Annotated in this window: 11 protein-coding genes; 5 read left to right on the top strand and 6 right to left on the bottom strand. The window is 33.5% G+C overall.

Features of this window, described 5'->3' with window-relative positions:
* Positions 1 to 24 precede the first annotated feature (24 nt).
* The gene (locus tag BLT30_RS18405; protein ID WP_175487204.1) at positions 25 to 1,092 is read left to right on the top strand and encodes a PIN domain-containing protein; all 1,068 of its coding nucleotides are present in this window, start codon (positions 25 to 27) and stop codon (positions 1,090 to 1,092) included.
* Positions 1,093 to 1,317: 225 nt separating this feature from the next.
* Positions 1,318 to 2,262: a DUF4349 domain-containing protein gene (locus tag BLT30_RS12335; RefSeq protein ID WP_089873859.1), complete on the top strand. Its 945-nt coding sequence runs from the start codon at positions 1,318 to 1,320 to the stop codon at positions 2,260 to 2,262.
* Positions 2,263 to 2,331: 69 nt separating this feature from the next.
* Here the strand turns inward: BLT30_RS12335 and BLT30_RS12330 are convergent, their stop codons facing one another.
* Entirely contained in the window at positions 2,332 to 2,874 is a 543-nt protein-coding gene (locus BLT30_RS12330; protein ID WP_027382095.1) for a hypothetical protein, read from the bottom strand.
* Positions 2,875 to 3,057: 183 nt separating this feature from the next.
* Positions 3,058 to 4,161: a pyridoxal phosphate-dependent aminotransferase gene (locus tag BLT30_RS12325; protein ID WP_089873858.1), complete on the bottom strand. Its 1,104-nt coding sequence runs from the start codon at positions 4,159 to 4,161 to the stop codon at positions 3,058 to 3,060.
* Between the two features lie 167 nt (positions 4,162 to 4,328).
* On the opposite strand from BLT30_RS12325, the gene BLT30_RS12320 reads away from it, so the two are divergent.
* The 3 genes from BLT30_RS12320 to BLT30_RS12310 all read left to right on the top strand — a co-directional run bounded on the left by BLT30_RS12320 (position 4,329) and on the right by BLT30_RS12310 (position 7,158).
* Complete coding sequence (locus tag BLT30_RS12320) at positions 4,329 to 5,060, top strand: CPBP family glutamic-type intramembrane protease (RefSeq protein WP_089873857.1); 732 nt, start codon at positions 4,329 to 4,331, stop codon at positions 5,058 to 5,060.
* A gap of 10 nt (positions 5,061 to 5,070) precedes the next feature.
* Positions 5,071 to 6,273 (top strand): sensor histidine kinase, encoded by a 1,203-nt coding sequence (locus BLT30_RS12315; RefSeq protein WP_245707176.1) that lies wholly within the window; start codon positions 5,071 to 5,073, stop codon positions 6,271 to 6,273.
* Positions 6,274 to 6,450: 177 nt separating this feature from the next.
* Positions 6,451 to 7,158, top strand: coding sequence for a LytR/AlgR family response regulator transcription factor (locus tag BLT30_RS12310; RefSeq protein WP_089873855.1), 708 nt, complete (start codon positions 6,451 to 6,453; stop codon positions 7,156 to 7,158).
* Between the two features lie 34 nt (positions 7,159 to 7,192).
* On the opposite strand, the gene BLT30_RS12305 is transcribed toward BLT30_RS12310, so the two are convergent.
* The 4 genes from BLT30_RS12305 to BLT30_RS12290 form a co-directional block, all read right to left on the bottom strand.
* Positions 7,193 to 8,758, bottom strand: coding sequence for a glycoside hydrolase family 10-like protein (locus BLT30_RS12305; RefSeq protein WP_089873854.1), 1,566 nt, complete (start codon positions 8,756 to 8,758; stop codon positions 7,193 to 7,195).
* A gap of 81 nt (positions 8,759 to 8,839) precedes the next feature.
* The gene (gene purU, locus BLT30_RS12300) at positions 8,840 to 9,673 is read right to left on the bottom strand and encodes a formyltetrahydrofolate deformylase (RefSeq protein ID WP_089873853.1); all 834 of its coding nucleotides are present in this window, start codon (positions 9,671 to 9,673) and stop codon (positions 8,840 to 8,842) included.
* 62 nt (positions 9,674 to 9,735) lie between these two features.
* Positions 9,736 to 11,544, bottom strand: a complete 1,809-nt coding sequence (gene typA, locus BLT30_RS12295; protein WP_089874335.1) for a translational GTPase TypA — start codon at positions 11,542 to 11,544, stop codon at positions 9,736 to 9,738.
* A gap of 125 nt (positions 11,545 to 11,669) precedes the next feature.
* Positions 11,670 to 12,827, bottom strand: a complete 1,158-nt coding sequence (locus BLT30_RS12290; RefSeq protein WP_089873852.1) for a class I SAM-dependent methyltransferase — start codon at positions 12,825 to 12,827, stop codon at positions 11,670 to 11,672.

The following is a 12,827-nucleotide window of genomic DNA, read 5'->3' as shown; positions in this document are numbered from 1 at the left end:
TTTATAACTATAAAATAAGCCAAGATTATCGCAAATCATATAATTTTTTTAGATACAAGCATATTAGAAGCAGAAAATTATTTCGAAGGAAGAAATATTAATATTCTGTTTGGTTTAGCTAAACAAAGTTTAATAGAGCTAAAAATAACCGATATTGTATTTCGAGAGGTTTCAAATAGAATTGATAATTATGCTATAAAGGCAATTAATCTATTTAAAACTCAAAAACTTAATTTTGACAAAGAAGCTAGAATTCTTAGAAATATTGACTTATTTAATGATAATTTTAAAAAAATTGATTTTAAGAAATTAAAACAAAATACGAGAGATGATATTAATAATAAATTCTTAAATATTTTAAAGGAATTCAATATTGAAATCATAGATTCTAGCATTATAGATATTAAAAATGTTTTAGATGATTATTTTGCAACAAATCCTCCATTTAAAGAAGGTTTAAAAAAGAATGAATTCCCAGATGCATTAAGTTTAAATGCAATAAAAGTATGGAGTGAAATAAATTCAAAGGATGTTATTCATTTGTCAAATGATAAAGACTTTGAAGAATATGTTAGTAGCTCTATCGACTGTACACAAAATCTCTCCACTCTTTTAGAATTATTATTTAAGGAAAATAGTGATATTCAATTTGAATTCATTACAGCCATATATCAAAAGTCACTAGACAATGTAAAATACTCAATTGAAAAAGAACTTGCAGAAGACTTGTCTAGTTTAGCATTTTCAGAAATGGAAAATGACGCTTGGTATGAAGATGTAGAAGTGGATTTCTTAAGGGTCGATGAAATTGAAATTGTAATTGGGGTAATCAATGAGATAAATGACAAATTATTTTCGTACGAAATTGAAACTAACATTTATTTTGAAGTAGAATGTTATTACACTGATTTATCAGCTGCATTTTATGATAAAGAAGATGGGGTATGGTTTGGGGAAGAAAGAAAAATTGAAATAAAAAGATATTGTGTAAATACTTTAATCTATTCCGATTATAAGTTAGAAGACAATAAAATTGATGGAAGTTTTATAGAGATAACAGATTTCGAGTTTAGAGATTTAGAGGAAGTATAATTGAACCTTTATTAATTATAACCTCTTATAAATTATAAAATAAGTTTTACTTAAATTAAAGCATCCAGTTTTGGATGCTTTTTTTAAAAAAAATTTTGTAAATCATTTGTAAAATAAATTTAAATACTTGATTTTCATCAATTTAAAATATTACAAGAATTATCGAATTCTTTTACAAATCATTCTTTTCGTTTCGGGATAGCTTTACATCATAAAATTATCCCAATGAAAAAATTAATATTGACCACCGTTATTTTAAGCACACTCACGATGTGTAAAAAAGCAGATCTACAGGAAGCTAATCATACAATCGCCAGTGCAGATTCTTTGATGGATAAAACTTCTGAAACTGTCAAAAATCTGGATTCTAATGCCAACGCTGTTTTAGATTCGGTGAATCTAAGAGCTAAAAATCTTATCAAAAATAAAGAAGATATCGAGAAAGCTTTTGAAAACAGCAAAAATAAAATCGATTCTATTTCTGAAAATATCGAGAAATTCAAAAAAAATGTCGAAGATAAAAAGCTCACTTCTAATATTGATTCGATAAAAAATCAAATCAAAAAAGAAATCCCGAAAACGACTAAAGTTCTTACCAAAGTCATCTACAAAGACAAACCTGCAAAAAAGGAAAATGTGGTTCCAGAAGCTTCTCCAATGGTAAAAAATGGTTCTGTGGAAATCAATGTCGACAACATTTCCGAATCCAAACAATCTCTCAGAGAAATCATCCGAAAATATGACGGAACTGTCAAAACCGAAAATCTGGTGAGTAATGATGAATTTCAGACACTCTATGTTACAGCGAAAGTTCCAGTTGAAAAGTTTGATTATCTTGTAGAAGACCTTCAAAATTTGGGAATCATCCGAAATAAAAATCTGGAAGAGAAAGGTGATACCTATAGTCCTAATAAATTGGGCAATCTGGAAATCACGCTTTATGACAACCACCTGAAACCTCAGGAAAATGAAAAAGATAAGACTTTTGGTGAAAAATCCGCAGATGCAATTTCATCCGGATGGCATGTGATTGGAAGTATTCTGTTGTTCCTTCTACCCTTTTGGCCGGTATTCCTGATTGCTGGAATTGGTTATTATTTTTATAAAAAGAAAAATCAGGACAAGAATCAAAATATTCCGAAGGATGATGACCTTAATGACAAATTGTAGTTTTGATTATAAAGATTAAAAGAAAAAGACGCTTAAATTAAGCGTCTTTTTTATGATTGAGATTTGATTTTAGTTCATCAAGCTTTTACTTAGATTAAGCGCATCTTGATTGGTACTGTCATATTGCAAAGATTTTGCTATATACTGCTTAGCTTTTTCTTTATCAGTATCCTTCTCCTGAAAAGCAATGAAAAAATAAGCGTAAGCCAGGTTCTGCTTATTAGCTTCTACCTCTTCCGGTTTTACTTTTGCAATGTATTTATCATAAGCAGCTTTTGCTCCTTCGTTGTTTTTTGCCGCCTGATTGGCATAACCAATGCTATAATATGCCGGTGCCCAATCTGGAATGATCGTTGTGATCTGATTCCAAGTTGCAATGGCAGATGTATAATCCTGAGCGTCCTGATAAGCCGTTGCCAATGCTACCAAAGATTGTGTGTCTTGTGGATTGGCAGCAATTTTTTGTTTCAGTGCATCTATTTGAGGGTTGGCAGTTGAACTTTGAGTTGTAGTTGCCGTTTGTGTTTCATTGGTTGTTTGGGCATTTACATAACCAACTGTTAGTAATGATAATCCAAACAATAAACTTTTAATTTTCGATTCCGTTTTCATAACCTTTTTATTTTAAGTTATGATGATTATCGCAACTACGATTCCATAAAGGCAATAAATTTTGAAATTTTATATTTTTTTAGAAACTTTTAATAATAATCAAATAGTGTTTAAGAAATTTTAAAATAATTTATTATTCAAACTTGTTTGAATCTTCTATAGTTTAGCTTTTAAAATTATTCATCATAAGACCACTTCAAAATACTTGTTCATCTGGTCCACAGTTCCCAAGCTGATCCTTGTCCATTTTCCTTTTTGTTCATAGGTTTTCCCACCTAGTATTTTGGCGTCTTTCAATTTTTTGAAATAATCGCCATTGTAATTTTCCAAGGAGAAATAAACAAAATTAGCTGATGATGGAATCGTTTTTATTCCTCGTTTATTAAATCCTGACATCACAAAATCTTTCACTTTTTGATTATTAACCAGAACTTTAGTAATGAATTCCTTGTCTTCCATTGCTGCAATTGCACCAGCCATTGTCACAACACTGATCTCTGCACCGCTCCAGCTTTGGAGCTTTTTCAGTTCAGCAATTAATCTTTCATTTCCAATGACATAACCCAATCTTGCACCGGCAAATCCATAAAGTTTTGAAAATGTTCTTGTTATAATCAGATTTTTGTAAACGTCAACCAAATCGCTGAGAGATTTCTGCGTCGTAAACTCGATGTAAGCCTCATCAACCAAAATGATGATATCATCTGGAATCGATCTGATAAAATTTTCAACTTCCTGTCTTGAAAGCAAATCTCCGGTTGGATTATTAGGATTGCAGATGTAGATGAGTTTCGTGTCTTTTTTGACAGCACTTTTCATCTTCTCGAGGTCGATCTTCTTTTTGTTGTTCAGAGAAATCACAGATTTTGACATTCCGAGAAATTCGGCAATCGGTTCAAAAATCGTGAAAGATGGGTCAGGAATAATGAAATGTCCCTTGTTAATAGAAACATATTTGGTAACCAATTCCAACAGAAAAGAAGAACCTGCAGAAACCAGTAGATTTTCTTTTTTGACCTGATTGCTTTCAGCCAATTTCTCACAAAGAACATCAGCAAATTTGAAATCATACATCGATGCTGAAGAAAGACTTTCTTGCATTGCTTCCAAAGCTTTCGGTGAAGTGCCAAACGGATTTTCATTGAAACATAATCGGATTGTTTCGCTGTCTTTTTTTAATAAGTTGAAATTCGGGGTTTCTTTTGCGAAAAACTCCAATGGAGAAATTGTGAGAGCTGCGCTTCCCAAAAAAGCGGTCTTCAGCCAGTCTCTTCTGTTGATTGACATCGTTTATTTCAAATTTTGAATAAAATTAAAGTTTATTCTTTATTCTTCAAGTTCTTTTACCCGATTTTTTACGATTTCCATCCGGCAAACCGACATTTTCATCGGGTATAATTGATTTAGTCTTCATTCAGAAATACATTTGGATCAGAAATTAAAACAAATAAAAAATGTCCTTACTTACTCCTCTTATCTGGCTTCTGATAATGTTACCGATTTTCATTATCTCTTTCTTCAAATCCAAAAAAGGAAATTTGAAATTCCTTCTGTTGTTCTTAGTTATCTATTTAACTGACAATTACATTCAGATTTTGACCAAACAATATTTGCCGGATTTTGGGCTCCGATTTTCTTGGTTGGGAAAATTCTTAAGTTTGGCAATTTCATTATCAGTTATCTATTTTGCTAATAAAAAAGACAGAAAAGAGATTGGTTTCACCACTTCTGCAAACTCAAAAAAACAGATCAAATTCGGCATTTTGGTTTTTCTTGGATTTTTGACATTTGATTTTATTTTCAAATTCATTCTGTTTCCAAAAGGTGGAGAATTTGATTGGGAAACATTTGCTTTTCAGGCAACAATGCCAGGTTTGACGGAAGAAATCCTTTTCCGAGGAATCTATCTTTGGATTTTTGACAAGGTCTTTTTACCGAATTGGAATTATAAAGGAATCACATTTGGTTGGTCTTTTGTGATTGTGACACTGCTTTTCGGAGTTGCTCATGGCGTTGTTTTGACATCGGATCATCAATTCAGATTTGACATTATTACAATCATTTATCTGACTTTGATTTCGTCTTTCAGTTTGGGAATTCTCAGAAAATTCTCTGGTAATCTTATCTACTCGATTGTTGGTCACAATGTGATCAATGTAATGAACGCTATTATTAGAATACTTTAGTTTAATTCTAATGCAAAAGCTTATTTTTGAAATGCCTTTTTACACAAGCAGAATGCAGACAGAAACAACAATAACCGAACCTCAATCCAATCAAAACATCCTGTTGGAATTCGAAAAATTCTATAACAAAAGCCCGAAAATAATTTTCCATTTTTTGATGTGGTTTGTGTTTTCAGTCTTGTTATTTCTTAATTATTATTTCGAACTCAGGCTCACTGTATTTGACAGCGTAATTCTGACAGTAAGAAATGCAGTCAATAACATGGTCGTTTTCTATATTTTCTTTTATTTATTAGTTCCGAAAATATTCCTATTAAAGAGAAAAACATCCATTATATTATTGATCCTGAGTATTCCGGTTTTGATCTATGTCTGGATGATCATCAACCATTTCATGTATGTGATCTATTACCATTTGGGTTACGAAATCAACGTTCCTGTTTATAAAGACATTATTAAAAAAAATGGCTCCATAAGCTTGATGGAAGCAATTCCTTTCAAGGCCGTTATTGGAAATGCGGTTCTTGTTATTTTTACAATGCTTCCTTTTTTCTTCGTTAAGATCTTGTTTGAAATCATCAAAATACACAACAGAACTACAGAATTGCAACAACAAAAACTGGAAGTCGAAATCCAGAATATCAACATCGAAAAAGACTTTCTGAAGTCTCAGCTCAACCCACATTTTCTCTTCAATACTTTGAATAATCTTTATGGTTTAAGTGTCAAAAAAGATGATTCTGCGCCAGAAGTTATCCTGAATCTTTCTGATATAATGAGTTACACGCTCTACGAATCCAATTCCGAGAAAGTGCCTTTGGAAAAGGAAATCGACTTTATCAAAAATTATTTTGAGTTGGAAAAGATGCGTTATCCGAAAGACAAAGATATTCAACTGGAAATCTCCGGATACGAACAAATTTCGGGTCTTTATATTGCTCCACTTTTGACATTTACGTTTATTGAAAATGCTTTTAAATACGGTTTAAAAAGCCAAAATCCTTTCATCAAACAAGAAGTTATTATTAATGAAAATCAATTCTTGTTCATTGTTGAAAATGACAAAGAAAAGCTGAGTGAGAAAAATAAATTCGGAGGAATCGGAATCGAAAATATTAAAAAGAGATTACAATTGTTATATCCTGATCAACATCAATTGGAAATCAAAAACCTTGAAAACAGTTTTAGAATCGAACTAAAAATTAATTTGTAATTATTTTCTCGCTGATTTAGGAAATTAAACTAATTTAAGATTTAAATAAAACCACATAGGCGCATAGAAAAATAGAATACTTCATAAAAAAGTTGAAATAGAACATTGACTATTTTATCTTAAATTCAAAGAAAAACTATGTGCCTATGTGGTTAAAAAATATTCACTTTTGTAACAATGGAAAAACTAAAATGTCTGGTTTTGGACGACGAACCAATCGGAAGAGAAATCATTGAAAATTTTGTCAGCGAAATTCCTTTTCTAGAATTGGTCTCTTCTTTTGGCGACCCTTTGGAAGCGATGACTTTTCTGCAAGCCAACAAGATTGATTTGATTTTCAGTGATATTCAGATGCCGAAAATCAATGGCTTGGAATTGGTTCGAGCTTTGGAAAATCCGCCAGTCATTATTTTCATTACGGCTCACCGAGATTTTGCCTTGGATGGATTTGAAACCGGCGCAACAGATTATCTCGTAAAACCTGTTCGTTTTGATCGTTTCCTGAAAGCTGTCAACAAAGCCAAAGATTATATCGAACTGAAACAAGGATCAACAGTTCATCAAGTCAATTCTGACCGAATTTTCATCAAGTCCGACGGAAAATTGACGAAGATTCTTTTAGACGAAATCCTTTATGTAGAGGCACAAGGCGATTATTTGAAAATAGTAATTAATAATGAAACTTACACCACTCTAGCCACTTTGAAATCGATGGATGAAGTTCTGAATTTGCCGAAGTTTTTCCGAGTTCAACGTTCATTTATCATCAGTCTGGAAGCTATCCGAAGCCTGAACGGAAATATGGTTGAATTGACGAACGGAAAAAGTATCTCAATTGCCTTGAACAAGAAAGAAGAATTGTTTCAGATTTTGGGGATTAGATAGAAGACCCTCAAGACCAAAGGTTTTTAAATATAATCTAATTAATCATAGTAACTTTATAAGCATTCAACTTCCCTAGTTTGTTAACAGACCTTACAACAACTGTCGAAAGTTTTTTCCCTTTAAATTCTGAAACTACATTTTTATTAATTATTTCCGGAGAAAGGATTTCTGTTTGCCAATTGTTACCATATTTTAGGTAAATAACATAAGACAAGGCTTCGGTTTGTTTGTTCCAATTGATTGAAACATTATTAGATTGTTTTTTCCAAGTTACATTCAACTCTGGTAATTCTTTAGAAGTTAGCCAAGTTGTTTCGGGAATCAAAACTTTTTCTTTGTAGGAATTGGTTTTTAATTCCTGTTGCATTGCGTAATTTTTTGTGATTCCGGCAATACTCCAATGCACTTCTCCCGTATTTTTTTTCAGGATTTGTCTTGTGACATCTATTTCCCGGGCGATTTCAGAAACGGGATTTGAAGATTTTACAGCAACAGTATTTAATCCGGGCCAAAGATGGCGGCCTTTTGTGTTCTCATCACTCCACCACTGCAAAAGAAGCGGAAAACTTTGCCCCTGCGAATCTACAGGCCAATACAACTGAGGCGTGAAATAATCAATCCAACCTTGGTTCAGCCAAAGTTTTGCATCCGCATACAATTCATCATATTGAGAAGAGCCTTTGATTCCCGTAGGAAAACCAGGTTTCCAAATCCCAAAAGGACTAATTCCAAATTTGACATCATTTTTCTGAGCTTTGATCTCGTCATAGATCCGCTTCAAGAATTTGTTAACATTTCCACGTCTCCAATCCGCTCTGGAAAGCGTTCCGCCAGATTGCTGATAAAGCGTCCAAGATTTGTAATCCGGAAAATCCTTTCCGCCATTATATTCTGCATAAGGATAGAAATAATCGTCAAAATGAATTCCGTCCACATTATATCTGGAAACAATATCTTTTACGACTTTTAAAGCTTGTTCCTGCGTTCTGTCGTCAGCTGGGTCAAACCAATACATTCCGTTTTTCAGCTTAACGATGTTGTCTGGCGATTTTTTAACCATTGATTCTGATGTGATCTGTCCTCCGTTGGAATGATGTGCACGAAACGGATTGAGCCAGGCATGAAATTCCAGACCGCGTTTGTGGGATTCTTCAATCCAAAATTCCAACGGATCATATTCCGGATAAGGAGCTTGACCAATTTGTCCGGTTAAAAAATAAGACCAAGGCTCATGCGGACTTTTATACAAAGCATCTGCAGAAGGACGGATTTGTAATATAACGGCATTAAAGTTAAGGTCAACTAGAAGATTCAGTAATTGTATTGCTTCCTGTTTTTGCTGGTCAACAGAAAGATTATTTCTCGAAGGCCAATTGATGTTGGCAACCGAAGCAATCCAAACCGCTCTGAATTCCCTTTTGATTTCAGGTAAATCGAAATTATCTAATTTGACAACTGGTTTTGGCGGAAGCTTGACTTCTGTCTTTACAACAGGTTTTTTAATTCCAGATTTGGAAGTTATTTTTTTAGTTTTTGTAGCACAAGAAACTACAAAAACAGCCAGCAATAATATTTGGAAAAATGATGATCTGAAACGCATAGTTTGCAAAACTAAACGATAATATCAGAAATACAAAAAAGCATCCGAATAATTGGACGCTTTTATAATTTGTTAACTTTTCTATTCAAAAATAATGGTCTTATTTCCGTCAATGAAAACCTTGTCCTCAAAAACTAGTTTGAGTGCATTTGCCAGAACAATCCGTTCTACATCTTTTCCCATTTTAGCCAAGTCTTTCGCTGTTTTGGAATGACTCACTTTGATAATATCCTGATAGATGATCGGGCCTTCATCCAAATCATTCGTTACAAAATGGGCCGTTGCTCCGATGATTTTAACACCTCTTTCAAAAGCCTGTTTATAAGGATTTGCACCAATAAAAGCAGGTAAAAATGAATGATGAATATTGATAATTTTACCTTCGAAATCCTTCACAAAATCAGGAGAAAGGATTCTCATAAACTTTGCCAAAACAAGATAATCGTAGTCGTAATCTTTAAGAATAGTTTTGATTTTTTCTTCGTGTTCTTCTCTCGTGAGATTTTCTGCAGGAATATAAACAAAAGGAATATTGAATTTTTCCGTCAATTCTCTCAAGTTTTCATAATTCCCAATAACCGCAAGAATGTTGAAATTAAGGTCTTTGAATTGATTTCTTATCAACAAATCCGCTAAACAATGATGTTCCTTGGTTACCAAAACCACCACATTTTTAGATTCATTTTGACTCAATTCAATGGAACAATCGCCTATTTGTTTCTTGAGCTGTTCAATTACTTTTTCAGGTTCAGCGATTCCGGCAACTTCGGTTCTCATAAAGAACAGGGATTTCTCATTATCCACGAACTCATCATTCTTGATAATATTGAGTCCATTTTCCAAAAGGATTTCAGAGATTCTGTAAACCAGACCTTTTTCGTCTTTGCAGGTGATTTTTATGGTAAATTGTTTCATCTTGGTTTTTGTTTTAAATTCAAAAAAGCCTTCAGAATATGAAGGCTTTTAAATTTATAAGTTTAAGATTTTGCTTGTCTTTCAACTCTTTTTCTATCTTCTTCGGAAAGAAGCTTTTTTCTCATTCTGATGAAGTTTGGAGTTACCTCGATCGCTTCATCACCTTGGATATATTCCATACATTCTTCCAGAGAGAACAAGATCTTTGGTGCAACACCAGTATCTTTATCTTTTCCGGAAGCTCTCATATTGTTCAATTGTTTAGCTTCCACGATGTTTACAACCAGATCTCCTGGCTTGTTTTGCTCACCGATGATCATACCGGCATATATCTCCTCACCCGGATCAACAAAGAATTTACCTCTGTCTTGTAATTTAGCGATAGAATATTCCGTTGCAGGTCCTTGAGTTTTACTGATCAATACACCATTGTTTCTTCCAGGAATTGCACCTTTGAAAGGCTTATATTCTGTGAAACGGTGTGCCATAATAGCCTCACCAGCAGTTGCAGTCAACATCTGAGAACGCAATCCAATTAGACCTCTGGAAGGAATCTCGAATTCCATATGCTGCATTTCCCCTTTGGTCTCCATAATATGAAGGTCACCTTTTCTCTGAGTTGCCAAATCGATAACCCTAGAAGCAAACTCTTCCGGAACATCAACTACCAAAGATTCATACGGCTCCAATTTTTGACCATTTTCGTCTTCTCTCAAGATAACTTGTGGCTGACCAATTGTCATTTCGTAACCTTCTCTTCTCATCGTTTCAATCAAAACTGACAAGTGAAGAATACCTCTACCAAAAACAAGGAAAGTGTTTGCATCGTCAGTCTGTTGAACTCTCAATGCCAAGTTTTTCTCTAATTCTTTGGTTAATCTTTCTTTAAGGTGATTTGAAGTCACATATTTACCATCTTTACCGAAGAAAGGTGAATTGTTGATAGAGAACGTCATATTCAACGTTGGCTCATCAATTGCAGTTCTTGGCAATGGTTCTGGATTTTCCAAATCTACGAAAGAATCTCCGATCTGGAAAGCATCGAAACCTACAACAGCACAGATATCTCCAGCCTTTACTTCAGTTACTTTTTTCTTTCCAAGACCTTCAAAAACATAAAGCTCTTTGACTTTTCCCTTCAATACTTTTCCGTCAGCCTGAGCAAGACCGATCCATTGTGATTCTTTGATCTCACCTCTGATTACTTTCCCGATTGCAATTCTTCCCAAGAAAGAAGAGAAATCAAGAGAAACGATCTGCATCTGTAAAGTTCCTTCCTCAACTTTAGGTTCAGGAACGTATTGTAAGATCCCGTCTAATAATGGGAAAATATTGTCAGTTTGTTCTAATGAGGTGTTGAACCAACCTTGTTTAGATGAACCGTAGAATGTTGGGAAATCCAATTGCTCTTCAGTCGCATCCAAGTTGAAGAACAAGTCAAAAACTTGGTCGTGAACTTCGTCCGGACGACAGTTTGGCTTGTCCACTTTATTGATAACTACAAGAGGTCTCAATCCAAGTTCCAAAGCTTTTTGAAGTACGAATCTCGTTTGCGGCATTGGTCCTTCGAACGCATCTACCAACAGGATCACACCATCTGCCATTTTCAGAACTCTTTCTACCTCTCCACCAAAATCGGCGTGACCAGGCGTATCTATTACATTGATCTTAACGTCTTTGTAATTTACAGAGATGTTTTTAGAAAGAATCGTAATTCCTCTTTCTCTTTCCAGATCGTTGTTATCCATGATCAACTCACCACTCTCCTGATTCTCTCTGAAGATGTTCGTTGCGTGAATGATCTTATCAACCAAAGTCGTTTTTCCGTGGTCAACGTGTGCGATAATCGCTATATTTCTAATGTTTTGCATATCCATTTTTTACGCGTGCAAATGTAGTGAATTTTTACGGGATGATGAACTGCAATTCAATTATTTTTAAAAATATGGCTAAATAATTAACATCTAATTAAAGCTTTGTTAATCAATAAATTAAATTACAGACTTCTCAGGATTTCTTTTCCAGCAACAGATTGTGTGAAAATCAGGTAATGATTCCCGCCGTCATTCAGTTTGTGTTTTTTCTTGATCTCTTCCGGTTTCAAAGGATAATTTTTGGAAATCAAATTATACTTCTCTCCTTTTTTCAAATCTTTGGCGTCGATTTTTTCTATTTCTAAAATTCTTCCTGGAAAATTTTCGATTTTATGTTCTGAAGTATAAAAATGTGTATTTGGATGTAGTTTTTTCAATCCGAATTTTTCTGAAATCATATTAAATGCTCCCGCCTTCAAAATCGAATTATTCGGAATATAAAGAAATTTCAAACTTTCTGAGAATTCTGACTTTGCAGATTTTTCATCCTTGAAATTGAATAAAAATTCGGGTTCATCAGATTCTAAATTAATACAACGAATCTCAACATCCCGCTTCTTTTGATTCTCAATAATTAAAACTAATTCTTTCACTTCATTCCTAACAGCAATAATTTGGATTTCAGTAATATTTTTCAATTCTGAAATCAAATATGAAATATCAATCAACGGCGATAATTTTACGATGATTTTATCTGAAATTGACCTTAATTTCTCTTCAATTTCTAATAGATCAGGAGAAAGGTCTTCGAGTAGAAATTTCTTTTTGTTTTGCTGGTCTCTTCTTGCCGGGTCAAGATAAATGACATCAAAAGTAGCATTGTCAGTCAGACTTTCTAAAAATACTTCAAGATTTTCATTGATGAAATTAGCTTTTCTGTTTAAGGTTTTCCAGTTGTGTTCAACAATAGAAATCAATTCGGGATTTTGTTCGATCAGCGTAACTTCATCAAAATTCTTAGATAAAAAATAAGCATCAATACCGAATCCACAGGTCAGATCAATAAAGGATTTGCCTTTTAGATCTTGAGCTTTATATTCTGCGGTTGATTGTGATGAAGCTTGTTCAAGATTGAGATTTGGAGGGAAGATAATTCCTTCTTTTATTAAAAATGGAAATTTCTTTTCTGCTGTTTTTTTGCCTTTGATCTGCTGAACAATTTCCTGAATCGAAACATCCGGAAATGGCGATTTTCTCAATAATATTTTAGTTAAATCACAATTGAGATTTTGATTGATATAATGTTGAATATCAGAAGAAATTAATTTTGAAAAATCCAT

Origin of the sequence: Epilithonimonas hungarica (genome assembly GCF_900102265.1) — a bacterium.
Classification (GTDB): Bacteria; Bacteroidota; Bacteroidia; order Flavobacteriales; family Weeksellaceae; genus Epilithonimonas; species Epilithonimonas hungarica.
This window is presented reverse-complemented; position numbering and strand designations above follow the sequence as displayed.

Coding starts and splice junctions, on each gene's coding strand:
- BLT30_RS12290 (WP_089873852.1), bottom strand. CDS start 12,827: ATGGATTTTTCAAAATTAATTTCTTCTGATATTCAACATTATATCAAT.
- BLT30_RS12305 (WP_089873854.1), bottom strand. CDS start 8,758: ATGCGTTTCAGATCATCATTTTTCCAAATATTATTGCTGGCTGTTTTT.
- BLT30_RS12310 (WP_089873855.1), top strand. CDS start 6,451: ATGGAAAAACTAAAATGTCTGGTTTTGGACGACGAACCAATCGGAAGA.
- BLT30_RS12315 (WP_245707176.1), top strand. CDS start 5,071: ATGCAAAAGCTTATTTTTGAAATGCCTTTTTACACAAGCAGAATGCAG.
- BLT30_RS12320 (WP_089873857.1), top strand. CDS start 4,329: ATGTCCTTACTTACTCCTCTTATCTGGCTTCTGATAATGTTACCGATT.
- purU (WP_089873853.1), bottom strand. CDS start 9,673: ATGAAACAATTTACCATAAAAATCACCTGCAAAGACGAAAAAGGTCTG.
- BLT30_RS12325 (WP_089873858.1), bottom strand. CDS start 4,161: ATGTCAATCAACAGAAGAGACTGGCTGAAGACCGCTTTTTTGGGAAGC.
- BLT30_RS12335 (WP_089873859.1), top strand. CDS start 1,318: ATGAAAAAATTAATATTGACCACCGTTATTTTAAGCACACTCACGATG.
- typA (WP_089874335.1), bottom strand. CDS start 11,544: ATGCAAAACATTAGAAATATAGCGATTATCGCACACGTTGACCACGGA.
- BLT30_RS12330 (WP_027382095.1), bottom strand. CDS start 2,874: ATGAAAACGGAATCGAAAATTAAAAGTTTATTGTTTGGATTATCATTA.